Below are 22,703 nucleotides of genomic sequence, written 5' to 3'. Positions count from 1 at the left end.
CGACGATCAACCGACCGACGGGATCTCAGGGCTGGTAGCTCAGGCCCAGATCGTGCAGGCGGGGGCCGGCGCCGTCGACGCCGGTGCCGAGGATCGCAGCAAGGGCCTGGAGGTCGTTGGCCCGGATCGTCAGCACCCGACCGTTGAAGTCCTGGCGCTGCACCTGGATCATGGTGAGGTAGCGGTTGAGCATCTCGGCCTCGGGGCCGGACAGCTTCTCGAGGCGCGTCAGGTCGATGGTGATCGATTCCCCCTCGCGTCGCCCGGGTCGATCGGTGAGATCGATCACCGTCTCCGGCGCCGGGGCGAGCCCGAAGCTCGGACCGATGTCGGCCGGCAGCAGCTGGTCGACCGGAACGTTGTAAAAGCGGGCCAGGCGCTGGAGGCGGGGTACCGAGATCGCCCGCTCACCCCGTTCGTAGGCCCCGAGCACCGATGCCTTGAACTCCTGCGTCGACGCTGCCTCAACCTCTTGGAGTGACAAGCGCTTCTGTCGACGAATCGCCCGTAGGCGATCACCCACCCGTTTGCTGTATTCCTGAGAAATGTTGGTTTCTGACATTCGCCCTTCACCCTCCCGCGCAACGATGGTCCCCACGACCAGGGGCCGGGTGGTGACGCACCGTGAACAGCTGACGTTAGGCCAAACGACCCATGGTGGCAACGACAGCGGATGCGAAGGTTCGGGATCTCGGCCGGGATCGCGCCTCTCAGGCGGCCCCGGACCGGGCCGACGCCAGGAGCACACCCGCCGCGATCGCTGCGGTCTCGGCCCGCAGGACCGGTTCGGCGAGACCCACACGGGGCAGCTCCGACGCCGACTCGTGCGGGTCCCATCCACCTTCGGGACCGATCATCACGAGCGGGGTGGCGAGGTCCACGGGCCCGCCGAGACGGTCCGCCATGCTCGTGCCGGGTCGTGCGGCGACGGCATCGAAGGTCGTCACCGGTTCGATGGTCGGCAACCACGCCCGCCGGCACTGCATGACGGCCTCGCGTGCCACTCGCTGCAACCGGTCGTGGTTCTTGACGGCCTTCGTGTCGTCCCAGCGCACGACCGAGCGGCCCGCGGTGAACGGCACGATGACGTCGACGCCGAGCTCGGTGAGCTTCTGCACCACCAATTCGGGCCGACCACCCTTGATGAGCGCGAACGCCACACCGATCGCCGGTCGCGGCCCGGGCACCACATGGACGCGGTCGGTGGGCTCCGGCTCCGCGCCGAGGCGGCACGGGCGCCAACGGCCCGCACCGTCGCCGACAGTGAGTGCGTCGCCGTCGCGCACCCGCAACACCCGCGTGAGGTGATGGCGATCGTCGTCGGACAACTGTGGGTCCTCGACCGAGTCGACCAGCACATGGGGACCGTGGGATCCGTCGGGCGACGGATCGCCGGCGGTCACGTGAACGCGGACTTGATCCGCGAGAAGATGCTCTGGTCGGGTTCGGCGATCTCCTCGCCACGAAGCTCGGCCAGCTGACGCAGGAGCGCCTCCTGCTCGTCGTCGAGATCGTCGGGCACGTCGACCACGACGTTCACGCGCAGGTCACCGCGCCCCCGGCCCCGCACATGGGGCACGCCTCGCCCCCGCAGCCGGAAGGTGGTGCCCGACTCGGTGCCGCGCGGCACCATGAGGTCTTCGGGCCCGTCGAGCGTTTCGTATTCGATGTGGGCCCCGAGCGTCGCCTGGGTGAACGGCACGTAGAGCTCGTGGACGAGGTCGTCGCCCTCCCGTCGGAACGTGGGATGGGGCCGCACCCGGACGTGGACATAGAGGTCGCCGTTGCTGCCGCCACGGGGCCCGGCCGCACCGCGGCCCGTGAGCCGCAGGGTGGATCCATCGTCGACACCCGCCGGCACCTCGACGCTGTAGGTGCGCTTCTCGATCGTGCGGCCCTGGCCTTCGCACATGCCACACGGCGTCGCAATGGTCTTGCCCAGACCGCCGCAGGTCGGGCAAGCCGTGGCCGTGACCATCTGACCGAGCACCGACTGACGAACGCGACGGACCTGGCCCGCGCCGCCGCACTCGCCGCAGGTGTCGGGGCTGGTGCCGACCGCCGCACCCGACCCATCGCAGGGTTCGCAGCGCACCGCGGTACGGATGGTGACCTCCCGCTCGCCGCCGAAGACCACGTCCTCGAGGTCGAGGTCGACGTGGGCCTCGAGATCCTCGCCGCGCGGTGGGCCGCTGCGACCGCCGCCCCCGAAGCCGCCGTTGCCGCCGAAGAACGCCTCGAAGATGTCGCCGAACCCACCGGCGAAGTCGGCACCCTGGGGCTGGTCAGTGCCGAAGCGATCGAAGCGACTGCGACGCTCCCGGTCGGACAGCACCTCGTAGGCGGCACCGACTTCCTTGAATCTCGCCTCGGCCTCGATGTCGCCCGGGTTCAGGTCGGGGTGGTACGTGCGCGCCAGCTTCTTGTAGGCGCGCTTGATCTCTTCCTCGGTCGCGTTCGATGCAACGCCGAGCGTTTCGTAGTAGTCAGCCATCAGCCCTCTGTGAGCACGTTACCGAGACGACGGCTGACCACCGCGACCGCGGCCAGCGCTTGTGTGTAGTTCATCCGGGTCGGGCCGAGCACGCCGATCGTGCCGGCCACCTGCCCCTCGACCTCGTAGGGAGCGACCACCAGGGAGCACTCGGCGAGCGGCTCGACACCGGTTTCCTCACCGATCGCCACCCGCATGCCACGCCCCAGCACGTCGCTGATCAGCGTGACGACGACGATCTGCTGTTCGAGGATGGTGAGGATGTCGCGGACCTGCTCGACGGCCTCGAAGGCCGAGGCCACACGAGAGGCACCACCGACGTAGACCTCGGCCTCCCGACCGGCCGCGCTGAGCGCAGCGAGGGCCGCAGACAACAACGGGTCGTCGGCGCCCAAGGCCTCGCCCTCGAGTTCGCCGAGTGTCTTGCCGTCGACCGCAGCGGCCAGCCGCCGGCTCGCGTCGGCCACGATGTCGGCGGTGAGCTCGGTGGCGACCTCGACAGTGCGCTTCTCGATCACGCCGTTGGACATCACGGCGACGACCATCGCGATGTGGGTGGACAGATCGACGAGCTGGGTCGAGCGGATGGTGGCGGCGGTGGCGCTCGGCCCGACCACGACGGCGGTGCAGTCGGTGAGCGAGGTGAGCAGATCAGAGGTGCGGGCGAGGGTCGACTCGAGTTCGCCACTGGCCGCGGCGAAGAAGTCCTTCACCCGGCCACGATCCGACGCGACCAGCGCCGGTTCCATCGAGCGGAGGTGGTCGACGAAGAACCGGTAGCCCTTGTCGGTCGGAATCCGCCCCGCGCTGGTGTGCGGCTGGGCGAGATACCCCTGCTCCTCCAGGGCCGACATCTCGTTGCGCACGGTGGCCGAGGACACGGCCACGCCGGGCGCGTCGGCGATGCGACCCGATCCCACTGGCTGGGCGGTCTGGATGTACTCCTGCACGACCGCCGACAGGATGGCGGCTTTCCGATCGTCGAGCATCCGGCCAGGATACCGGCCGAGCCCGGCCCGACCGGCATCAATCGTCGAGCTGGAGCGCCGAGATGAAGGCTTCCTGCGGAATGTCGACCCGACCGATCGACTTCATCCGCTTCTTGCCTTCCTTCTGCTTCTTCAGCAGCTTGTTCTTGCGCGTGACGTCGCCGCCGTAGAGCTTCTCGGTGACGTCCTTGCGGAAGGCTCGCACGGTCGACCGGGCGATGATCTTGCCGCCGATGGCCGCCTGGATCGGCACCTCGAACTGCTGGCGGGGAATGAGTTCTTTCAGCTTCTCGGCCATCTTCTTGCCGTAGTCGTAGGCCTTGTCCTTGTGGACGATGGCGCTGAACGCGTCGACCGGATCGCCGTGGAGGAGGATGTCGACCCGCACGAGGCTGTCGATGGCGTAGTCATCGGTCTCGTAGTCGAGGCTCGCGTAGCCCTGGGTGCGGCTCTTCAGCTGATCGAAGAAGTCGATCACGACCTCGGCCAGGGGCAGCCGGTAGTGCAGCTCGACGCGCTCGGGCGAGAGGTATTCCATCTTGCTCATCTCGCCGCGCCGGGTCTGGCAGAGGTCCATGATCGTGCCCGTGTAGTCGGTCGGGGCGAGGACGGTGGCCTTCAGGTACGGCTCGGCGATGTGTTGGATCTCGCCGGCCGGCGGAAGCTGCGAGGGATTGGAGACGACGACCTCGGTGCCGTCGGTCTTGGTGACGTGGTACTCCACCGACGGTGCGGTGGAGATCAGCGACAGACCGAACTCGCGCTCGAGTCGCTCGCGCACGATCTCCATGTGGAGCAGTCCGAGAAAACCGCAGCGGAAACCGAACCCCAGCGCCCCCGAGGTCTCGGGTTCGTACGTGAAGCTGGAGTCGTTGAGCCGGAGCTTCTCGAGCGCCTCGCGCAGATCGGTGAACTCGTCACCGTCGATCGGATACAGCCCGGAGAACACCATCGGTTTCGGCTCGGCGTAGCCCGCCAGGGCGACGTCGGCACCCTTGCGGTCGGTGGTGACCGTTTCACCCGACCGGGCTTCGCCCACGTCCTTGATGCCGGCGATGAGATAGCCGGTCTCGCCCGGTCCGAGCTGGTCGACCGGCATGCTGTCGGGTGTCCGGACCCCGATCTCGTCGACCTCGTGACTCGTGCCCGCGTGCATGAAGCGGAGCTTGTCCTTGCTCGACAGCACACCGTTGACGACGCGAATGGACGACACCACGCCGCGGTACTGATCGAAGTGCGAGTCGAAGATCAGCGCCTGCAGCGGTGCCTCGGCATCGCCCTCGGGAGCCGGCGTGGTGGCGAGCACGGCGTCGAGGAGTTCGCTGACGCCCTCGCCGGTCTTCGCCGAGATGCGCAGGATGTCACGAGCGGGGATGCCGAGCACCTGTTCGATCTCGGCCGCGTACTTGTCGGGGTCGGCGGCCGGCAGGTCGATCTTGTTGAGACAGGCGACGATCTCGAGCTCGTTCTCCATCGCCAGATAGCAGTTGGCCAGGGTCTGCGCCTCGATGCCCTGGGAGGCATCGACGACCAGGATGACGCTCTCGCACGCGGCGAGCGAACGGCTCACCTCGTAGCCGAAGTCGACGTGGCCGGGGGTGTCGATCAGGTTGACGACGTGGCCGTCCCATTCGAGCCGCACCGACTGCAACTTGATCGTGATACCCCGCTCGCGCTCGAGATCCATCGAGTCCAGGTACTGGGCCCGCATGTCGCGGGCATCGACCGCGCCGGTCAGCTCGAGCATGCGATCGGCGAGGGTCGACTTGCCATGGTCGATGTGCGCGATGATCGACGTGTTGCGAATGCGATCGAGGTCCATGCTGACGGTGACGATACCGAACCGTGGGTGCGATCCCGTACCGCTTCCGGATACGCTCGTGCTGTTCTTTCGCACCCTCGGTGCACCATCTCCCGCTGCTCGCCAGCGGCGTAATCCGCTGCTCGCCAGCGGCGAAACGAGGCAGACGTGGCAAACATCAAGTCGCAGATCAAGCGCAACCGACAGACCGAGAAGCGCAACCTCCGCAACCGCAAGGTCCGTTCGGAGCTCCACACCCGTACCCGCAACGCCCTCTCGGCGATCGAGGACGACGGCGAGAACAAGACCGAGGCCGTCGAGGCCGCCATCAAGCGCATCGACAAGGCCGCGCAGACCGGGGTGCTCCACAAGAACACCGCGGCCCGCCGCAAGAGCCGCTTGATGAAGAAGCTCAACGCTTCCTGAAGCGCCCAATCGCAACGTTCGGCCGACCTTCGGGTCGGCCGTTCGACGTTTTGTGCTGCAATGGCCTTGGCGGGCGCCGCTACGAACGTCGGCCGGACAGGCTCGCGAGCCGGGCGACCAGCACCTCCATCACCAGCTCTGAGGGCCAGTCGACCGTGCCTCGCAACTGCATGTCGGCGGTGGCGAGCAGCTCGATCGCACGCGCCAGTCGCTCGGTGCCGAGCTTTCGGCTCTGCTGCATGGCCTTCTTGGCCGGGAAGGTCGACCCCTTCATGCCGAGCAGCGCCGCCGCCTGCTTGTCGGACCCGACACCGGCACCGTCGAGTCGCAGCATGTTGCTGTAGCGGCGGTGCAGCGTGGCCATCAGCCGAAACGCGGCACCGTTGCGATCAGCCGGCGTGCCGTCGTAGGGAATGAGGCGGGTCAACACGTCGAGCGCCTCGGCGACATCACCGCGGTCGATGGCGTCGTCGAGGGCCCACGGCACCGTGCCGCCCTTCTCGCTGCCGGCATAGGTCGCGATGTCGTCGACCGTCACGGTGGCGCCGTCGCCGAGTGCGCCCTCGAGCGTGCGGACGATGCCCACGACGCGTCCGGCATCGTCGCCGATCAGGTCTTCGAGGGCAGTGACCGCGGCCCGGTCGAAGTCGAGCGTGGACCGGCCCAGCTGATCGCGTAGCCAGACACCGGCCTCCTTGCCCCGCCCGGCCGAGGTCTTGACCGTCACCCCGCCGGCGACCTCGATCGCCTCCTTCAGCGCCTTGGGCAGTGCCGGCATCTTGTCGACCTTCGGCTCGACACCCTTCTCCCAGACCAACACGAGGTCGGTGCTGTCGAGGGGCTCGGCCAACATCCGCACCAGCGGGCCGTAATCGTCCTTGCGAGAGAAGCGGCTGACGTGGCGGCCCACCACCACCCGCCGGTCGGTGAGGAAGGGCGGCGTGCGGGCCGCGTCGATGAGCCGCAGCGGGTCGTGGCCGCCGTCGTCGTTCCGGTAGTCGGCCTCGCTCAGGACCTCGAGCATCAATCCTCGGTCGCCGTCGCCCACCAGCTCAGTGATCGCAGCCGTGACCGCCTCGCCGATCAGCACGGCGTCGTCGCCGAGAATGAGTTGCAGTGCCACGGCGTCAGCCTCGCCGATGGGTGAGCACTTCGCTCATCATGTCCGCCAGCCGGCGGTTGCCCTTCACGTCGTGCGCCCGCAGGACGCGACACCCCAGCGCGATGCCGAGCGCGTGCGCGCCGAAGGTGGCATCACGTCGATCGTCGACGTCGGTACCGGCCAGCTCCCCGAGAAAGCCCTTGTTCGACGCACTGAGGAACACCGGAAAGCCCAACTCGACGAGATCATCACTGTGACGGAGCAGTTCGGTGGACATCGCGGGGTTCTTGCCGAGATCGAGGCCGGCGTCGACCATGATGCGCTCACGGGGAATGCCGGCCGCGAGCGCCGCGTCGGCCCGGCGCCGGAGGAACTCGACCACATCGGTGCGCACGTCGTCGTAGATCGGCTCGGGGTCGGCGATGCGGGGCCCGATGCGTACCTGGGTTGCGACGACCGACGCGCCGTGGGCGGCGGCCACCGCCAGGTAGTTCGGGTCGGCGAAGCCCGAGATGTCGTTGCCGATGCACGCGCCGGCAGCCAATGCCTCCCGCAGCACCGAGGACCGGAACGTGTCGACCGAGATGGGAAGATCGAATCTGGCCCGGAGCGCCTCGACGGCGGGAACGACACGCTCGATCTCCTGGTCGGCAGTGACCTCGGGGCCGGGGCCGGCCTTCACCCCGCCGACATCGAGGAAGTCGGCGCCCTCGTCCACCAGGCCCTGCGCTTTGCGGAGGAAGTCGTCGAACTCCCAGTACTGACCACCGTCGTAGAACGAGTCGGGCGTTCGGTTGAGAATGCCCATCACCAGGGCCCGGGTGGTGATGTCGAATCGGGTGTCACCCAGCGCCAGATGCATCGGCGCCGACCATAGCGGCACGGGCGCCGCCGTCGGCCGCCACCGCAAGGGTCATGCGCGGTGTCACGTCGAGGACCTCGACCCGGATCCCGGCGGCGTCGATGATCTGCCCCGGGCCGACACGGCGACCGCCGGGCACGCTATGCAGCGGCGGTGCGGCGATCGGCAGTGGACCGAATCGGTCCCGCAGAGCGAGCACCGCGTCGGCATCGGCCCGATCGCCGTCGATCGCGACGACGAGCTCCGGCCGACGCACGCCGGCGAGGCGCAAACGCTCGAGCACGTAGCGGGCCGGACCGGGATCGTCGAGCACGACGATCGATCGGTCGCCGTGGTTGACGATCGTGACGCCGTCGCCCAGAACGTGGAGTCCCGGTGCGGGCGTCGGGGCCGAGAACATCGCAACGGCACACACCACGGTGATGACGGCCGCCGAGCCTCGGCCGGCGAGACGAGACCCCCGGAGCAGGGCGACACCGATCGCCACTGTGATGAGCGCCAGTGCAGGGCCATCGAGCGTGGCTGCCGGCGCAACCGCGGCGGCCCGGGCGACCTCCCCCACCCACCAGAGCAGCGCCGTGGTCGGCCAGTGGAGCACCGTGGCCGCGGTTCCACCGAGCAGACCGGCGAGAAGCCCGGCCGTGCAGCCCCAGATCATGACCGCCCCGCTGGCCGGCCCGGCCAGGACATTGGCCGGCAGTGATGCCAGCGGCATCGGTCCGAAGATGGCGATGAGCAACGGCGACACGGCGAGTTGCGCAGCGACCGTGGTCGCCACGGGCACCCGAAGCCACGCAGGACCGGGAAGACGGGCGGCGATGGGCCCGCTCATCCAGACGATTCCGGCGGTGGCCGCAGCCGAGAGCTGGAAAGCCACCACACCGACCAGGAACGGGTCGATCACCAGGAGCGCGGTGACGGCCCACGACAAACCGGCCCGCCCGTCGGTCGGGCGGCCGAGGGCCGACGACCCGATCGCCACCCCGGCCATCACGGTCGCCCGGAGCACCGAGGGCTCGAAGCGCGTCATCACCGCGAAGAGGCCGAGCAGCACGAGGAGCAGCAGCGCCCGCCCACCCGGGCGGAAGCGCCCGGCCACTGGCATGGCCACCGCGAGCACGAAGGCGACATTCTGGCCGGACACCACGAGGAGATGCCCGAGACCGGCGGCCCGGAAGTCGTCGGCGGTGACCGCGTCCTGTCCTCGGTCGTCGCCGATGACCATGCCGAGGAAGAGCGCGTGGTCGACGCGTGACAACGACGACGCCCCGTCGGCCAACGCGCGCCGAACGATGTTGGCTCCCGCAGCCACCGGCGCCGCCTCGGCGAAGCCGGGGACCTCTGCCACCGTGATGCGTCCGACCACGTGACGGCGAATCGAACGAACGTCGTCACGACCGACCGGTCGGACCGTGCCAGCCAGCCGAACACGCTCGCCCGCCAGTGCATCGTCGAGACGACCGCCCACGGCACCATGGGCCGTCGCGATCAGTCGCCGGTCGCCGGCTCGCACCGTGACCCGCACACCGATCGGCCCGCTGGCCCGGGGGTCGTCGACCAGCGTGACCCACCCGTCGAACTCGCCGGCGTCGGGAAAATCGAGACCCGCGGTGGCCCTCGTGGCCGACGCGCTCGTGACCAGGAAGATCGCGGGCACGAGAAGGAACCACGACCATCGGGAGCGACGGCCGAGACCCCAGACGGCCATGGCGGCGACCGCGACCCAGAGTGGTGTGGACGGCGCCACCCACGCTCCGGCCAGCGCACCGGCCATGGCGACATGGGCCTTCACACCGTGACCAGGTCTTCGAGCTGGGCCAGTCGCGACGGGCCGATGCCGGCCACCTCGAGAAGGTCCTCGACCCGCTCGAACGGGCCTTCGCGGTCACGATGCTGGAGGATCGCGCCGGCAATGCTCGGCCCGATGCCGGGTAGGGACTCCAGCGCCGCCTGATCGGCCCGGTTGAGATCGATCGGCCCGCTCGACCCCTGGTCGCCGCCACCGCCGGTTGCGCCGCCCCCGGCCACGCCGCCCTCGACCGCGATGACGGTCGGTTCCTCCTCCCCCACCCGGGGTATCCACACCCGTTGGCCGTCGAGGAGGGGGGCCGCCAGGTTGAGGCGCTCACGGTCGGCGTCGGCGAGGAGACCGGCCGCCGCGTCGATCGCATCGATGACCCGGGCGTCGACCGGCAGTTCGTGCACGCCGGGGCGGGCCACCGCCCCGTCGACGTGCACGAGGATGGTCGAGGCCTCCGCGACGGGCGCGTCGGCGGCCGTGACGATCGGCGCCATCTCTTCGACTCGCGGGAGCACTTCTTCGACCGGCGGCGGTGCCGGCGCGGCGAACGCCCACCACCCGGCAGCGGCTGCCGCCGCGACGGACAGCGTGCCGATGACGACGCTCCACGGGCTCACCCCGAGTCGATCCGCGAGCGAACCGAAGAACTCCGATACCCGACGACGAACGTCCACGCCCTTGCCTCTCCGGATGGCTCACAAGGGGGAAGTGGCGTTGGTGAGACCCTACTGCGGGGGTCGGACAGCGACGGGCGTCAGAAAAGTGCGGCGCTCAGCTTTCGGCGCCACTCGGCCGTGCGGGGATCCGCATTGCCGAGAACTTCGAGGAGGTCGACGAACTTCTGGCGAGCGTCCTCGTCGGTCTTCACCGAGCCGAGCAGCGAGGCGAGGGTGGCATCGACATCGTCGCCCACACCACCGGTGCGGGCGAGCGCGGTGATCCGGCGGGTGTCGGCCGATTCCGGAATGCGTTCGAGCAGCTTGAGACCGGTCTCGACGTCACCCTGGTCGACGAGGATCTCGGCGAGAGCCACCACGGCGGGCGGGTAGTCGGCCTGGATCTCGAGCGCCTTCACCAAGGACGCCTCGTCGCCGGCTTCGACGAGCTGGTCGATCTCGGGCAGTTCGCTCGGCGGCACGAGCTTGTCGATGAACTCCCTGACCTGCGCCTCGCCCTGCGCACCCATGAAGCCGTCGACAATCTGGCCGTCCTTCATCGCGTAGACGGCGGGAATCGACTGCACCTTGAACGCCTGGGAGACGCCCGGGTTGGCGTCGACGTCGACCTTGGCCAGCACGACCTGACCGTTGGTCTCGGCGACGACCTTCTCGAGGATCGGACCCAGCTGCTTGCAGGGGCCACACCATTCGGCCCAGAGATCCACCACCACGGGGACGGTCTTCGACCGCTCCACCACTTCGGCTTCGAATGTCGCGTCAGTTACATCAACCATGGTGACTTGCAACGTAGCGGGGCCCCGATCGATTCCCGTCACCACTTCGACGGGACCACCCTTCGCGTGCTCAGATGCTCCTCGGATGACCAAGTCCATCGACCCGACCGACCTCTACACCGTGCTCCGCACGCCCGACCTCATCGATCCCGTGCTGATCGTGCACTTCGACGGCTGGATCGATGCCGGGGTCTCGGCCGGTGCCGCCGTGCGCCACCTCGTCGACGCCACCGGCGCGGATCCCCTGGTCGACTTCGACACCGAATGGTTGATCGATCATCGGGCTCGGCGACCGATGATGCACATCGTCGACGGGGTCAACGCCCGCGTCGACTGGCCGAAGATCGAGCTGGCGGCGGGCCGCGACGAGAACGACCGCGATGTCCTGATCCTCCACGGGGCCGAGCCCGACCACAACTGGCGTTCCTTCACCACTGCGGTAGTCGATCTCGCCGACCGGTTCGGTGTGCGCCGAGTGGCTGCGATGGGCGCCTACCCCGCCGCGGTGCCCCACACCCGGGCGACGAGGTTGACCATCACCTCGCCCCGGGTCGACCTCGCCCGCAGCAATCAGCAACGGGCCACGCTCGATGTGCCGGCCGGACTGTCGGCAGTGCTCGAGCTCGCCTTCGATGCGGCCGACATCGAGGCGCTGACGCTGTGGGCCCAGGTGCCGCACTACATCCCGCCGGGCCCCTACCCGGCGGCGACCCAGGCATTGATCGAAGGGCTCGACGAGGCGGCCGGCGTGAGCGCAACGACCGGTGACCTCAGCGAACGGGCCCTGAACACCCGCACCCGGCTCGACGAGCTCGTCTCCGACGAGGACACGCACCGGGCGATGCTGCTCGAACTCGAGAATCAACACGACCAGTTCGGTCACGACGGCGAGACGCTGCCCACGAGCGATGAGCTGGCCGCCGAGGTCGAGCAGTTCCTGCGGGCCCAGGACGACAGCAACGGAGACGAAGATGAAGGTTGACGCAGGCATCATGGGCGATCTGCACACGGTGGGCGACCGTGCCGCCGCGATGGAGGCCTTCGGCTACGACGGTCTGCTCACCGCCGAGCTGAGCCACGATCCGTTCTTCCCGATCCTTCTCGCCGCCGACCGCACCGAGCGGGTCGAGTTGGCCACCGGTATCGCCGTTGCGTTCTCGCGGAATCCGATGATCCTCGCCAACATCGCGTGGGACCTCCAGGAGTTCTCGGGGGGCCGCTTCACCCTCGGTCTCGGGTCGCAGATCAAGCCCCACATCGAGAAGCGGTTCTCCATGCCGTGGTCGAAACCGGCGGCCCGCATGGAGGACATGATCGACGCGATCCACGCGATCTGGGACTGCTGGCGGACGGGCGAGAAGCTCGACCATCGCGGCGAGTTCTACCAGCACACGCTGATGACGCCGATGTTCTCGCCCGGCGTGAGCGACCATCCCGACCCGCGCATCACCCTTGCGGCGGTCGGCCCGCTGATGACGAAGGTGGCCGGGCGGGTCGCCGACGGTTTCGTCTCGCACTCGTTCCAGACCGCCGACTACCTGCGTGACGTCACCCTGCCGGCGATCGACGCGGGGCTGGCCGAGCGAGGTCGCACCCGCGACGACATCGAGATCTCGATCCCCATGTTCGTCGTCAGCGGCACCACCGAAGATGAGGTCGCCCAGCGTAAACAGGGAGTGAAGCAGCAGGTGGCGTTCTACGGGTCGACACCCGCCTACAAGGGCGTGCTCGACCACCACGGTTGGGGGGACGTGCAGCCCGAACTCAACCGCATGTCGAAGGAAGGCAAGTGGGTCGAGATGGCCGAGGTCATCGACGACGAGATCCTGTCCCACTTCGCCATCGTCGCCGAGCCCGGCGATGTCGCGGCCGAGGTCGAGCGACGCTTCGGCGGCATCGTCGACCGGGTGCAGTTCTCCGCCGACGGCGATCCCGAGGTCTGGGGTCCCGTGGTCGACGCGATCCGCGCGATCTAGCCGATCAGGGCAGCGCCCAGAGGGTCCCCTCGCCGAACTCGACGGCCGCGGTGGCGCCGTCGGGGGCCACGGCGTCGGGCGGCAACAGTTGATGTGTCACCGCGGCGAGCCGGTCGGTCGTCGTCCGGTCGAACCCGACCTCCCACGCCACCGCGCCCACCAGCGTCGAGGGCACCCGGCTGTCGACCAGCAGAGCGTCGATCTCCACATCGGCCAGCGACGTCTGCACCCAGCCCACGGTGGTCTGGTCCCTGAGCGAGTCGATCGTCGCAGTGCCCGAGATGACCGCCATCGCCACCAGGAGGGACATCACCACGGGTGCTTCCCACACGCCTCCTCGGGCCGCGGCCAGGATCACCAAGCCGGCGACAACCCCCACCGCGGCGGCGGCCCCCGGCTGGAACACCGAGCCGGCGAGTGGCGCGCCGCTGACGTCGACCCCGAGCATCATCACCGGCGTTCGGGGGTCGGCCCAGTTGTCGCCCCCACCCGCCCACGCGCCGTAGATCCCGGCGGCCACCACGGATCCGCTCAGCACCAGCGCGCTCGTTCGCCACGGCAGCCGGGCTGCCGCCACGACACCGAGCGTCACCAGCAGCGGCGCGAGGGTCTCGATGTAGCGGCCGTGCAGGTACGAGTCGGCCCGCTCGACACCGGCGAGGAACCACCCTGCCATCGCCACCGTGGCGACCACCATGGCCCCGTACGTGATCGCGATCGCGCGGTGGCGGGAGAGCAGGACCGCCCCCAGCACCGCCAGCCCTGCGGTGGCGAGCACGAGGTACGCCACCGTGCCGCCACCCTTCACGAGCATCTCGGTCGCGTCGTCGAAACCGCGCCGCCCGGCCAGGTCGGCGGCGTCATAGGTGGCGTCGGCCCCGAAGGTCCGGTCGGTGAGCGCCCGTCGGGCGATCTCGCCGAGGCCCACACCCACGGCGCCGAGCAAGGCGGCGGCCACACCGACCCGCAGGCTCCCGCGCCGACCGGCGATTCCCAGTGCCGCGAGCAGCACCACAGCCGCCACCACGATCGTTCGAGGATGAGTCGCGACCAGCGCAGCGACGACCGCTGCCACCTCGGCCCCGTGGCGCAGCGACGCCTCGTCCCGCACTCGCAGCAGCGCGAGGACGGCCAGCGCCGTCAGGAGCGGGAGCAACCGCTCCGTCCACACGATCGAGCCCGTGAGCAGGGCCGCCGGCAGCGAGGCGCCGATCGTCGCGGCACCGAGGGCCCGTCCGAACGACGCGTCGCTGAGTCGTCGCACCAGGGCGAAGAGCACCGGGAGCAGCGCTGCGCCGAGCACGGCGTTGACGAGCTGGGCGAACACGATCATCTGCGACTCGTCGAGCCCCATCAGCCACCCCGGCGCGAGCAGGGTCGGATAGAGGACGCCGTAGGGCGGTTGTGCCCCGAGCGGCGCCGCTCCCCCGCCCGCCAGAGTTCGCCCCATCGACAGATACGCCAGGTCGTCGATGGCCAGCAACGGGCCGGTGATCGAGGTCGCGATCCACGCCCCCACCACCGCATGCAGCACCGTTGCGGCAGCGAGGATCCGGCGGGGCGACGACATCCCCGCGACGCTACGCGTCACCCGGATTGCGAGGTGGGAGCCTCTGCCCCGCCTGCTACGATTCCGCTCCGAACACTTCGGGGCTATAGCTCAGTTGGTAGAGCGCTTCCATGGCATGGAAGAGGTCAGGGGTTCAATTCCCCTTAGCTCCACTCCCCGAAAGCCCAGGTCAGGCGTAAGCCCGGTCTGGGCTTCTTCGTTCTCCCATCGCCCTCACCCGGTGTGCAATGCTCGGGCAGCGGCGAGACGGAGGTAGCGAATGGCGCAGGCGTCGACCGAGCGGACCCAATGGGAGTACGTCCACATCCAGGCGGCGTCCACCAACGCCGCCGGATTCACCCGAGCGCTGAACGACGCCGGCGAGCGCGGCTGGGAACTCGTGTCGGTCACGAACAACGACCCGACCGTCGGCATCAACTCCATCCTTGCGATCTTGCGGCGCCTCATCGAGCCGCTGCCCGAGCCCGACGACCTCTCCGAGGACTGGAAACCCGACCCGTCGGGCCGGTTCGAACGTCGCTACTGGGACGGCGAGGCGTGGACGATGCGCACGACCACCGCCGACACCGAACATCGCGATCCGCCTACTCGACGGACGCCGGCGCAGGTGCCCCAGTAGGGCCCGTGCTCAGCCCGCCTCGGGTGCGCGCAGCGGTTCCCACGTGACGCGCGGCCGGTCGCCCCACAGCTTCTCGAGCTGGTAGAAGTCGCGCTGCTCCTGGTGGAACACGTGAACGACGAACGTGCCGTAGTCCATCAGGACCCACTCGCGGTCCTCCTTGCCTTCGACTCGGGCCGGCTTGGGCCCGCCGTCCCGCGTGAGACGCTCCTCGATGCCGTCGACGATGGCGTGCACCTGTCGGTTGCTGGAGCCGGAGGCGATCAGGAAGTAGTCGGAGACCGAGAACACCTCGCCCACGTCGATGATGATGACGTCGTTCGCCTTCTTGTCATCTGCTGCCGCGGCCGCGAGTCGAACCCACTGCCGGATCTCGTCGGTCGGACTATTCACTCAGGCTCGCTGACAGGTCGGCGGAATCAGCCCCCACGGTAACGGTGAGCTGGGCCGGATGGTCGAGTTGTTCGTCGAAACGCACCGACACGCCGAGCGAATCGGCGAGGTCGATGGCCGGCGCCTCGTCCACGACATCGTGGTACGCCACGAACGTCTCGGCGATGCCGAAGGTCGGGGCGTTGCCGATCACGGTGATCTCTGCGCCGGCGGCCACGACGGCCGGGAGGAACGCGTCGCGTACGGCGGCGTCGCCCGTCCCGTCGAGGAGCTGCACCGTGGGCCATACGCCGGCCGCGTAGGCGACGGGAAGGGGCACGATCCGTCGACCGGTTTCACGAGGCCAGTCCGTGTCGTCGTCGCCCAGGGCGTAGATCGGGTCGCCACCACCCAGGTCGTACGGGACCGCCGGAACCACTTCGAGGTCCGCAGTGCCGGTGGCGAAGGCCCGCAGGTAGGGCGGAAGACCGGCGTCGAAGGGCAGGGTGACCCGGATCAGATCGTCCTCGCCCTCGACCTCGCCGACCTGACCGAGCCACGCCTGCCAGACGGCGAGCTGCCGGGTGAACCGGCCGTCGTCGCGTTCGGCCGGGTTGCGCCAACGGTAGATCTCCGCCAGTTCCTCACCCCTGAACGTGCCGTTGCCGGACGGGTGGACGATCTGCTCGGTGCCCGACTCGTCGACCCGAACCAGGTCGTCGGCGAGGAAGTAGGGAATCGGTTCGACGAGCGTGAGGAACTCGGCGAGCCGAGCCTCGTCCATCAGCATCGGGTCGTCGGTGAATCCGAAGCCCATGTACTCCCCGATGGCCCGCTCGAGCCCCTCGGCCCCTTCGGCCGCATAGAGCTCGTCGAGGATCACGTCGTCACCCGAGAGGTCGACCAGCATGTCCGGCGAGTAGATGATCAGGGCGCCACCCTCGTCGAGGGTCGTTCGGGCCAGCACCGTGACGCCGACCAGTGCATCGTCACCATCGACATGGGCGACCAGCAGGGTCGGTGTGGGGGTGGCGAAGGCGAGGAATCCGGCCTCGGCCGGGTCGTCGACCGGTGAGAAGTCCTCGCCGTCGGTCGAATCGAGCACCGCTTTCGCGCCGTCTCGCCACAGCACAACGACGATCAACGCCGCCGCCAGGACCAACAGCGGGAATCCGTAACGGAAGAAGGCGTTGGCCGGCGGCGCGGGCCGGCGCCGCCGAGAGCCGGTGTCGGGTTCGGGTGCGTCGATCGTGGGAGTGGTCATGCGGGCGGGCGATAGAGGCCGAGACGGCGGATGCCGTCGCTGACCGTAGGCGGTAGAAACGCCTCGACGGGCGCACCCTGCGCGACGCGGTCCCGGATATCACTCGACGACACCTCCATCAACGGCACGTCGAGGACCACGTGATCCCAATCGGCAGGTGGCCGGCCGCCCTCGCGGCCGCCGCGGTCGACCACGACCGTCGTGGCGAGGCGCTGCACCTCGGCGGTGCGCTTCCACGTGTCCAGCCCGGCGGCGGCATCGGATCCGACGATGAGGAACAGCTCGGCCCCCGGCTCCGCCGCATGCAGCTCTGCGAGGGTGTCGACGGAGTAGGTGGCCCCGCCACGGCGGATCTCGAGGTCGCTCGCTTCGAGCACCTCGGCGCCCATCGTGTCGTTGATGCGGGCGACCTCGTCGACGACCATCGACAGTCTTGCCGCTGCCGGCGTGATCGCCCGCGCGGACTTCTGCCATGGGTCGTTGGCCACAACCAACAGCATCCGATCGAGGGTAAAGCGGTACCGGACCTCAAGTGCGATCATCAGATGACCGTTGTGCAGCGGGTCGAAGGTGCCACCGAAAACGCCGATTCTCACCCGATGCAGTCTACGACCGCCGTGTGAGATGCGCAGAAAGCGACGAAAAACCACGCAGAGTAGCCGAAGTGACGGAAGTCATACACCTTCGACCTGACAGAGCGGGAAGGATGTGCGCACAATGGCCAGGCTGGACCGGAGTGCGACGCGCGTATGTATCGCGAGGACACGGTACCGGCTTCCCCCCCAAACCCCACCCCAAGGCATTTCGCAAAAAGCAAGAAGTGCCAGAACGAAACCGGGAATACCGCGTGTGCGGTTCCCGTTGAGTGAGTTGTCATGAGCGATTCTGTAGGACAGTACCTGAACGAGATCGGCGCCGTTGCGCTCCTCAATGCCCAGGAAGAGCGTGAGCTCTCCCAGGTCATCGAGAAGGGCTTCGAGGCCCGTGCTCGGAAAGAAGATGGCGAGAAGGGCCGCGAGATCGATCGTGCGATCCGCGATGCCGCCGCAGCCAAGGACCGGTTCATCCGGGCCAATCTGCGCCTCGTGGTGAGCGTGGCTCGCCGATATCCCCTTCCCCCCGGCATGGAACTCCTGGATCTCATCCAGGAAGGCAACCTGGGCCTCGAGCACGCGGTCGACAAGTTCGACTGGCGCAAGGGCTTCAAGTTCTCCACCTACGCCACCTTCTGGATCCGCCAGGCCATCGGCCGGGCCCTCGACCAGAAGGCCTCCCTGGTCCGCCTTCCCGGCGACCGCTCGGCGTCGCTTCGTGCGGCCCTGCGTGCGGTGTCGGGCGACGGCGACGAGCTCGACGACGAGCACGCTCGCCTTCACCGGCTCACCACCCCCACCAGCCTCGACCGCACCATCGGCGACGACGACTCCAACGAACTCGTCGACCTCCTTCCCGACTCCAACCCCGGTCCCGAGATCGAGGTCATGGCGAAGGCCGAGGAAGAGATGGTCACCGGCCTTCTCGACATCCTCGACGAGCGGGCCAAGTACGCCGTCGAGCAGCGGTTCGGGCTCGGCGACGGTCGCAAGCGGTCCTACCGTGAGGTCGGCGAAGATCTCGGCGTCACCGCCGAAGCCGCTCGTCGTCTCGTGAAGCGGGCGATCAACTCCGTGCGCGAGCACGCCGCCAGCATCGCCGACACCGTCGACGCCGCGTAGCACCACCACAACCAAACGCTGATCCGAAGCCTCCGCCTCCGGGCGGGGGCTTCGGCCGTTTTCCAGGGCTTCTCGGGTAATTGGTTGGAACCCGGGACCCTGCGGCAGCAGACTTGCCGGGTGAGCACCACGTGGAGTCCCAGCAGCTGGCGATCGTTCGATGCCAAACACCAACCGGCATGGCCCGACTCCGCCGAGCTCGACCAGGCGCTGAAGACCCTGGCCGACCAGCCTCCGCTCGTCTTCGCCGGCGAAGCGCGCGATCTCACCGCCGGCCTCGGCAAGGTCGCCGAGGGCAAGGCCTTCCTGCTCCAGGCCGGTGACTGTGCCGAGTCGTTCGAGAGCTCGGCCGACTCCATTCGCGACCGCCTCCGCGTCATTCTGCAGATGGCGATCGTGCTCACCTACTCCAGTGGGTTGCCCCTCGTGAAGGTCGGTCGCATCGCCGGTCAGTTCGCGAAGCCCCGCTCGAGCCCCACCGAGACGAAGGGCGACACCGAGCTTCCCTCGTTCCTCGGTCAGATCGTCAACGACGTCGGATTCACCGAGGACGAGCGCCGCCCCGACCCACAGCGCCTCCTCGGCGCCTACAACCGGGCTGCGTCCACGCTCAACCTGCTCCGGGCCTTCACCAGCGGCGGTTACGCCGACCTGCGGCAGGTGTCGAGCTGGAACCGTGAGTTCGTGGCGTCGTCGCCGGCCGGTGAGCGCTACGCCCAAATGGCCGACGAGATCGACCGGGCCCTGCGGTTCATGAACGCCTGTGGCGTCAACGGCACCACGGTGCCGGCCCTCCACGAGGTCGACTTCTACACCTCCCACGAGGCGCTGCTGCTCAACTACGAGGAAGCACTCACCCGGCAGGACTCCCTCACCGACGACTGGTACGACTGCTCGGCCCACATGCTGTGGATCGGCGAGCGCACCCGCCAACTCGATGGTGCCCACGTCGAGTTCCTCCGTGGTGTCCAGAACCCGCTCGGCTGCAAGATCGGGCCCACGGCGACCACCGACGAGGTCCTCGGGCTGTGCGAGGCGCTCAACCCCGACCGGGTGCCCGGTCGCCTCACCCTGATCGTGCGCCAGGGCGCCGACAAGGTCACCGAAGGTCTTCCACCGCTCCTTGCCGCCGTGCGCGATTCCGGTCACCCCGTCGTCTGGGCCTGCGACCCGATGCACGGCAACACCTACACCGCCGAGGGCGGTCACAAGACCCGCCACTTCGACGACGTGCTCAAGGAGATCAGCGGCTTCTTCGCCGCTCACGAACAGGAGGGCACCTGGCCCGGCGGCGTCCACGTCGAACTCACCGGTGATGCCGTCACCGAGTGTCTCGGGGGCAGCGACGGCCTCGTCGATGGCGACCTCGCCCAGGCCTACGAGACGATGTGCGATCCTCGGCTCAACGGTCGGCAGTCGGTCGACCTCGCGTTCCGGGTGGCCGAGCTGCTCCGGGCCAGGGCCTGACCGTCAGCAGTTGAGCTGGAACGACCCGGGCAGTTCCTCGCCCAGGTCGAAGTTGGAGAACGTGAGACCGTCGGCGCTCATGACGGAGCCGTCGATCTGCACCGTCCCGATTTCGGCGGCGGCCCGGTAGCTGACGAGATCATCGGAGAACGGGTCTCCGATGTCGACGGTGATGTCATCGCCGGTGAACTGGCTTTCCTCGTCGTAGCGCGACACGTCGAGCAGGAGTTCGGTGCCGTCGGCATTGGTGCCGGAGCCCTGCCCGACGAAGAGAATCTTTCCGCCGCCGGCGGCCGCGTCCTGCTCCTCGAGGAAACAGCGGGCCGAGTCGAGCGTGATGGTCTCGTCGCCGAGGACCAGCGTGCCGCCCCCGCCAGCCGAGGGCGTTGCCTCTGCGCCGTCATCATCGGCCATGTCGTCGTCGGCCATCTCGGCATCGTCGTCGGCCCCGCTGCTGTCATCGTCGGCCGTGTCGGAATCGTCGTCGGCCGTGTCGGAATCGTCGTCGGTAGCGGCGTCGGTCGTGGGCTGCTCGGCGGTGTCGCCGCCATCGTCATCGCCACACGCAGTGGCCAACAAGGCCAGCACGGCGATGAGCAAGAGGAACCAGGACCGTCGGGCATTCATGGGTATCTCTCCGGGTAGCGGTTTCAGGTCTTCAACCTAGTGAACAGAGGACGAACTATTCGGGATTGTTTGCATCCACCGACACCGCGTGGTCCGTAGACCCCATTACAACCCATCCCTGGAAGGAAACAAGAAACCATGTCCAAGCGCTTACTCCGCATTCTGTCCGCCCTCCTCGCCTTCACGCTGCTCGCCGCCGCGTGTGGTGACGATGACGAGATCGACACGTCGACCGACACTCCCGAGGCCACCGAAGACGAGGCCACCGAAGACGAGGCCACCGAGGACGACATGGCCGAAGACGACATGGCTGAAGACGACATGGCCGACGAGCCGGGCACGATCGTCGACGTCGCCGTCGCCAACGACTTCACCATTCTCGTCGACGCCGTGCTGGCCGCTGAGCTGGACGGGACGCTGTCGGGCGAAGGTCCGTTCACCGTCTTCGCTCCCACCGACGAAGCTTTCGCCGCGGCCCTCGAGGATCTCGGTCTCACCGCCGAGGAGCTCCTGGCCGACCCCGGCCTCGGCGACATCCTCACGTACCACGTGATCGCCGGTGAAGTCGACGCGGCAACCGCCATCAGCCTCGATGGACAGTCCGCCGAGACCGTCAACGGTGCGGAGATCAACATCTCCGTGGTCGACGGCTCGGTCGTCATCAACGACACCGCCACCGTCGTCACCGCTGACGTCCCCGCCTCCAACGGCATCGTCCACGTCATCGACGCTGTCCTCCTCCCCCCGGCGTAGTAGGAGCCCCGCAGTGAACCACTCCCCCATGGTTCACTCCACCCGGCGAGCCGGCGCGGTCATCACCCTCCAGGTGACCGTGGCGGCTCGCCGTCGCGTGGGAGCTGACCCGACGTGATCTCCACCCTCGAACGGCCCGTCTCCCCCCAGGACTCCACATCCCTCTACGATGTATCCGTGACCTCCGCCGAAATCCGAGTTGTCGACGAGATCGACGCCGCCTTTCGGGAAGGCGGCGACGACGTACTCCGTCGGGCCTATGACGCCCACGGCAAACTGATCTACTCGTTCTGCGCCAGAACCCTCGGCCCCGAACGGGCGAACGATGTCACCCAGGAGGTGTTCATCAGCGCCTGGAGAGCGCGCGACCGCTTCGACCCCGCGAAGGGAAACCTCGCCGCCTGGCTCACCGGCATCGCCAAGAACCGCATCATCGATGCCATCCGCTCCGAGAAGCGACACAGCGATCGGCGAGCGCCGGAGTCCGTCGACACCGTCGCCACCGAGTCCGAGGCCGAGACCACGGCGGACAAGCTCCTCGTTGCCGATGCGCTCCGCACGCTCCCCGAGCGGGCGAGAACCGTCCTCACCCTCCACTACTTCGACGACCTGACCCACCCGCAGATCGCCGAGCGCACGGCGCTGCCGCTCGGCACCGTCAAGAGCGACATTCGCCGCAGTCTCGCCCACATCCGACAGCACGTCGAGGTCCAACATGTCTGACGAGCTCGCCCTCGACGGTGACGAGACCCGTGTCGACGCGATTCTCCGCTCGATGAGAGCGACCGACCTCGATCTCGACACCCCGCCCGACTCGGTCTGGGCCGGGATCCAGGCCGCCACCGCCTCGATCGTGATCACCGCGGACGACGCCGATGCCCCGGAGACGACGACGGCACCCGTGATCGATATGGAGAGTCGTCGGCGCCGGCCCGTGTTCATCGGCGCGGTGGCCGCTGCGCTGGCCGTGATCGCCGGTCTGGCGATCGTGCTCTCGATGGGTGACGCCGAACCCACCGAGCTCGCCTCGGCCCAGCTCGCCTATGTCGAGGGTGACCCCGCGTTCGTCGAGCTCGGTGCCGGACGCTCGGCCGCGGTCACACTCCTCGAGGAGTCCGACACCCAGATCGTGCGCGTCGACACCGCCGACCTCCCGGTCGTCGACGACGAGAACGACCTCGAGCTCTGGCTGATCGGCGTGAACGACGGCCAGATCGAGGTCATCCAGACACTCGGCATCGTCGCTGACCCCACCGACCCCGGCGAGTTCACGGTCCCCGCCGACTTCGACCGAGACGCCTTCGACACCGTGGCCGTCGACGTCAGCGTCGAACCCCACGACGGCGACGAGGCCCACAGCGGTCAGTCGATCGTGCGGGGACCCCTCACCAGCGCCTGACGCCGGGCCACGA

24 protein-coding genes and 1 tRNA gene are annotated in these 22,703 nt (G+C 68.5%); 10 read left to right on the top strand and 15 right to left on the bottom strand.

Features of this window, described 5'->3' with window-relative positions:
- Positions 1-25: 25 nt before the first annotated feature.
- The 5 genes from RIB98_16265 to lepA all read right to left on the bottom strand — a co-directional run bounded on the left by RIB98_16265 (position 26) and on the right by lepA (position 5,305).
- Positions 26-523, bottom strand: coding sequence for a transcriptional regulator (locus tag RIB98_16265; GenBank protein ID MEQ8842538.1), 498 nt, complete (start codon positions 521-523; stop codon positions 26-28).
- Positions 524-710: 187 nt separating this feature from the next.
- Positions 711-1,403, bottom strand: a complete 693-nt coding sequence (locus RIB98_16260; GenBank protein ID MEQ8842537.1) for an RsmE family RNA methyltransferase — start codon at positions 1,401-1,403, stop codon at positions 711-713.
- Positions 1,400-2,494 carry a molecular chaperone DnaJ gene (gene dnaJ / locus RIB98_16255; GenBank protein MEQ8842536.1) on the bottom strand — a complete coding sequence of 365 codons (1,095 nt, stop codon included), beginning with the start codon at positions 2,492-2,494 and terminating at the stop codon, positions 1,400-1,402. The genes RIB98_16260 and dnaJ overlap by 4 nt, the downstream gene beginning before the upstream one ends.
- Entirely contained in the window at positions 2,494-3,483 is a 990-nt protein-coding gene (gene hrcA, locus RIB98_16250) for a heat-inducible transcriptional repressor HrcA (GenBank protein ID MEQ8842535.1), read from the bottom strand. The genes dnaJ and hrcA overlap by 1 nt, the downstream gene beginning before the upstream one ends.
- Positions 3,484-3,520: 37 nt before the next feature.
- Positions 3,521-5,305 carry a translation elongation factor 4 gene (lepA, locus tag RIB98_16245; protein MEQ8842534.1) on the bottom strand — a complete coding sequence of 595 codons (1,785 nt, stop codon included), beginning with the start codon at positions 5,303-5,305 and terminating at the stop codon, positions 3,521-3,523.
- A 147-nt stretch (positions 5,306-5,452) separates the two neighbouring features.
- Here lepA and rpsT point away from each other — a divergent pair, with 147 nt between their 5' ends.
- Complete coding sequence (gene rpsT / locus RIB98_16240; protein MEQ8842533.1) at positions 5,453-5,710, top strand: 30S ribosomal protein S20; 258 nt, start codon at positions 5,453-5,455, stop codon at positions 5,708-5,710.
- Between the two features lie 79 nt (positions 5,711-5,789).
- Here the strand turns inward: rpsT and RIB98_16235 are convergent, their stop codons facing one another.
- From RIB98_16235 to trxA, 5 genes are all read right to left on the bottom strand, one after another.
- Positions 5,790-6,833 carry a hypothetical protein gene (locus RIB98_16235; GenBank protein ID MEQ8842532.1) on the bottom strand — a complete coding sequence of 348 codons (1,044 nt, stop codon included), beginning with the start codon at positions 6,831-6,833 and terminating at the stop codon, positions 5,790-5,792.
- A gap of 4 nt (positions 6,834-6,837) precedes the next feature.
- Positions 6,838-7,674 carry a dihydropteroate synthase gene (gene folP, locus RIB98_16230; GenBank protein MEQ8842531.1) on the bottom strand — a complete coding sequence of 279 codons (837 nt, stop codon included), beginning with the start codon at positions 7,672-7,674 and terminating at the stop codon, positions 6,838-6,840.
- Positions 7,655-9,466 (bottom strand): ComEC/Rec2 family competence protein, encoded by a 1,812-nt coding sequence (locus tag RIB98_16225; GenBank protein ID MEQ8842530.1) that lies wholly within the window; start codon positions 9,464-9,466, stop codon positions 7,655-7,657. Before RIB98_16225 ends, folP begins: the two co-directional genes overlap by 20 nt.
- Complete coding sequence (locus tag RIB98_16220; protein ID MEQ8842529.1) at positions 9,463-10,149, bottom strand: helix-hairpin-helix domain-containing protein; 687 nt, start codon at positions 10,147-10,149, stop codon at positions 9,463-9,465. Before RIB98_16220 ends, RIB98_16225 begins: the two co-directional genes overlap by 4 nt.
- 80 nt (positions 10,150-10,229) lie before the next feature.
- Positions 10,230-10,928: a thioredoxin gene (gene trxA, locus RIB98_16215; protein ID MEQ8842528.1), complete on the bottom strand. Its 699-nt coding sequence runs from the start codon at positions 10,926-10,928 to the stop codon at positions 10,230-10,232.
- Positions 10,929-11,013: 85 nt separating this feature from the next.
- On the opposite strand from trxA, the gene RIB98_16210 reads away from it, so the two are divergent.
- Both RIB98_16210 and RIB98_16205 read left to right on the top strand, forming a co-directional pair.
- Positions 11,014-11,910: a PAC2 family protein gene (locus tag RIB98_16210; GenBank protein MEQ8842527.1), complete on the top strand. Its 897-nt coding sequence runs from the start codon at positions 11,014-11,016 to the stop codon at positions 11,908-11,910.
- On the top strand, positions 11,900-12,904 hold the full coding sequence (locus RIB98_16205) for a TIGR03617 family F420-dependent LLM class oxidoreductase (protein ID MEQ8842526.1): 1,005 nt from the start codon (positions 11,900-11,902) through the stop codon (positions 12,902-12,904). Before RIB98_16210 ends, RIB98_16205 begins: the two co-directional genes overlap by 11 nt.
- Positions 12,905-12,908: 4 nt before the next feature.
- Here RIB98_16205 and RIB98_16200 read toward each other — a convergent pair whose 3' ends face one another.
- Positions 12,909-14,474 carry a hypothetical protein gene (locus RIB98_16200; protein ID MEQ8842525.1) on the bottom strand — a complete coding sequence of 522 codons (1,566 nt, stop codon included), beginning with the start codon at positions 14,472-14,474 and terminating at the stop codon, positions 12,909-12,911.
- A gap of 79 nt (positions 14,475-14,553) precedes the next feature.
- Here RIB98_16200 and RIB98_16195 point away from each other — a divergent pair.
- Together RIB98_16195 and RIB98_16190 are read left to right on the top strand one after the other, a co-directional pair.
- Positions 14,554-14,626 (top strand) — tRNA-Ala (locus RIB98_16195).
- Positions 14,627-14,733: 107 nt separating this feature from the next.
- Positions 14,734-15,093, top strand: a complete 360-nt coding sequence (locus tag RIB98_16190) for a DUF2510 domain-containing protein (GenBank protein ID MEQ8842524.1) — start codon at positions 14,734-14,736, stop codon at positions 15,091-15,093.
- A 9-nt stretch (positions 15,094-15,102) separates the two neighbouring features.
- On the opposite strand, the gene rsfS is transcribed toward RIB98_16190, so the two are convergent.
- Genes rsfS through nadD form a run of 3 tightly spaced genes read right to left on the bottom strand, consistent with a single transcriptional unit; the run spans position 15,103 to position 17,325 of the window.
- Complete coding sequence (gene rsfS / locus RIB98_16185; GenBank protein ID MEQ8842523.1) at positions 15,103-15,486, bottom strand: ribosome silencing factor; 384 nt, start codon at positions 15,484-15,486, stop codon at positions 15,103-15,105.
- Positions 15,479-16,729, bottom strand: coding sequence for a hypothetical protein (locus RIB98_16180; protein ID MEQ8842522.1), 1,251 nt, complete (start codon positions 16,727-16,729; stop codon positions 15,479-15,481). The genes rsfS and RIB98_16180 overlap by 8 nt, the downstream gene beginning before the upstream one ends.
- Positions 16,726-17,325 carry a nicotinate-nucleotide adenylyltransferase gene (nadD, locus tag RIB98_16175; GenBank protein ID MEQ8842521.1) on the bottom strand — a complete coding sequence of 200 codons (600 nt, stop codon included), beginning with the start codon at positions 17,323-17,325 and terminating at the stop codon, positions 16,726-16,728. Before nadD ends, RIB98_16180 begins: the two co-directional genes overlap by 4 nt.
- A 279-nt stretch (positions 17,326-17,604) precedes the next feature.
- On the opposite strand from nadD, the gene RIB98_16170 reads away from it, so the two are divergent.
- Positions 17,605-18,444, top strand: coding sequence for a sigma-70 family RNA polymerase sigma factor (locus RIB98_16170; GenBank protein ID MEQ8842520.1), 840 nt, complete (start codon positions 17,605-17,607; stop codon positions 18,442-18,444).
- A 120-nt stretch (positions 18,445-18,564) separates the two neighbouring features.
- Positions 18,565-19,911 (top strand): 3-deoxy-7-phosphoheptulonate synthase class II, encoded by a 1,347-nt coding sequence (locus RIB98_16165; protein ID MEQ8842519.1) that lies wholly within the window; start codon positions 18,565-18,567, stop codon positions 19,909-19,911.
- A 3-nt stretch (positions 19,912-19,914) separates the two neighbouring features.
- On the opposite strand, the gene RIB98_16160 is transcribed toward RIB98_16165, so the two are convergent.
- Complete coding sequence (locus RIB98_16160) at positions 19,915-20,538, bottom strand: hypothetical protein (GenBank protein MEQ8842518.1); 624 nt, start codon at positions 20,536-20,538, stop codon at positions 19,915-19,917.
- 138 nt (positions 20,539-20,676) lie between these two features.
- Between RIB98_16160 and RIB98_16155 the strand changes: the two genes are divergently transcribed.
- The 3 genes from RIB98_16155 (at position 20,677) to RIB98_16145 (ending at position 22,690) form a co-directional block, all read left to right on the top strand.
- A complete protein-coding gene (locus RIB98_16155) occupies positions 20,677-21,291 on the top strand; it encodes a fasciclin domain-containing protein (protein ID MEQ8842517.1) in 615 nt (204 codons plus the stop codon).
- A 177-nt stretch (positions 21,292-21,468) separates the two neighbouring features.
- Positions 21,469-22,014 carry a sigma-70 family RNA polymerase sigma factor gene (locus tag RIB98_16150; protein ID MEQ8842516.1) on the top strand — a complete coding sequence of 182 codons (546 nt, stop codon included), beginning with the start codon at positions 21,469-21,471 and terminating at the stop codon, positions 22,012-22,014.
- Complete coding sequence (locus RIB98_16145; GenBank protein ID MEQ8842515.1) at positions 22,007-22,690, top strand: anti-sigma factor; 684 nt, start codon at positions 22,007-22,009, stop codon at positions 22,688-22,690. Before RIB98_16150 ends, RIB98_16145 begins: the two co-directional genes overlap by 8 nt.
- Positions 22,691-22,703: the final 13 nt, after the last annotated feature.

The sequence above is a fragment of the Acidimicrobiales bacterium genome, from assembly GCA_040219515.1.
Lineage (GTDB): Bacteria > Actinomycetota > Acidimicrobiia > Acidimicrobiales > Aldehydirespiratoraceae > JAJRXC01.
The sequence above is the reverse complement of the archived record's forward strand: the minus strand, read 5'-3'. Positions and strand labels throughout refer to the sequence as shown.

Bases quoted from the DNA above. Each gene is read 5' to 3' on its own strand.
- dnaJ (MEQ8842536.1), bottom strand. From the start codon at position 2,494: ATGGCTGACTACTACGAAACGCTCGGCGTTGCATCGAACGCGACCGAG.
- hrcA (MEQ8842535.1), bottom strand. From the start codon at position 3,483: ATGCTCGACGATCGGAAAGCCGCCATCCTGTCGGCGGTCGTGCAGGAG.
- lepA (MEQ8842534.1), bottom strand. From the start codon at position 5,305: ATGGACCTCGATCGCATTCGCAACACGTCGATCATCGCGCACATCGAC.
- folP (MEQ8842531.1), bottom strand. From the start codon at position 7,674: ATGCATCTGGCGCTGGGTGACACCCGATTCGACATCACCACCCGGGCC.
- trxA (MEQ8842528.1), bottom strand. From the start codon at position 10,928: ATGGTTGATGTAACTGACGCGACATTCGAAGCCGAAGTGGTGGAGCGG.
- RIB98_16210 (MEQ8842527.1), top strand. From the start codon at position 11,014: ATGACCAAGTCCATCGACCCGACCGACCTCTACACCGTGCTCCGCACG.
- RIB98_16205 (MEQ8842526.1), top strand. From the start codon at position 11,900: ATGAAGGTTGACGCAGGCATCATGGGCGATCTGCACACGGTGGGCGAC.
- RIB98_16200 (MEQ8842525.1), bottom strand. From the start codon at position 14,474: ATGTCGTCGCCCCGCCGGATCCTCGCTGCCGCAACGGTGCTGCATGCG.
- RIB98_16190 (MEQ8842524.1), top strand. From the start codon at position 14,734: ATGGCGCAGGCGTCGACCGAGCGGACCCAATGGGAGTACGTCCACATC.
- RIB98_16180 (MEQ8842522.1), bottom strand. From the start codon at position 16,729: ATGACCACTCCCACGATCGACGCACCCGAACCCGACACCGGCTCTCGG.
- RIB98_16170 (MEQ8842520.1), top strand. From the start codon at position 17,605: ATGAGCGATTCTGTAGGACAGTACCTGAACGAGATCGGCGCCGTTGCG.
- RIB98_16160 (MEQ8842518.1), bottom strand. From the start codon at position 20,538: ATGAATGCCCGACGGTCCTGGTTCCTCTTGCTCATCGCCGTGCTGGCC.
- RIB98_16155 (MEQ8842517.1), top strand. From the start codon at position 20,677: ATGTCCAAGCGCTTACTCCGCATTCTGTCCGCCCTCCTCGCCTTCACG.
- RIB98_16145 (MEQ8842515.1), top strand. From the start codon at position 22,007: ATGTCTGACGAGCTCGCCCTCGACGGTGACGAGACCCGTGTCGACGCG.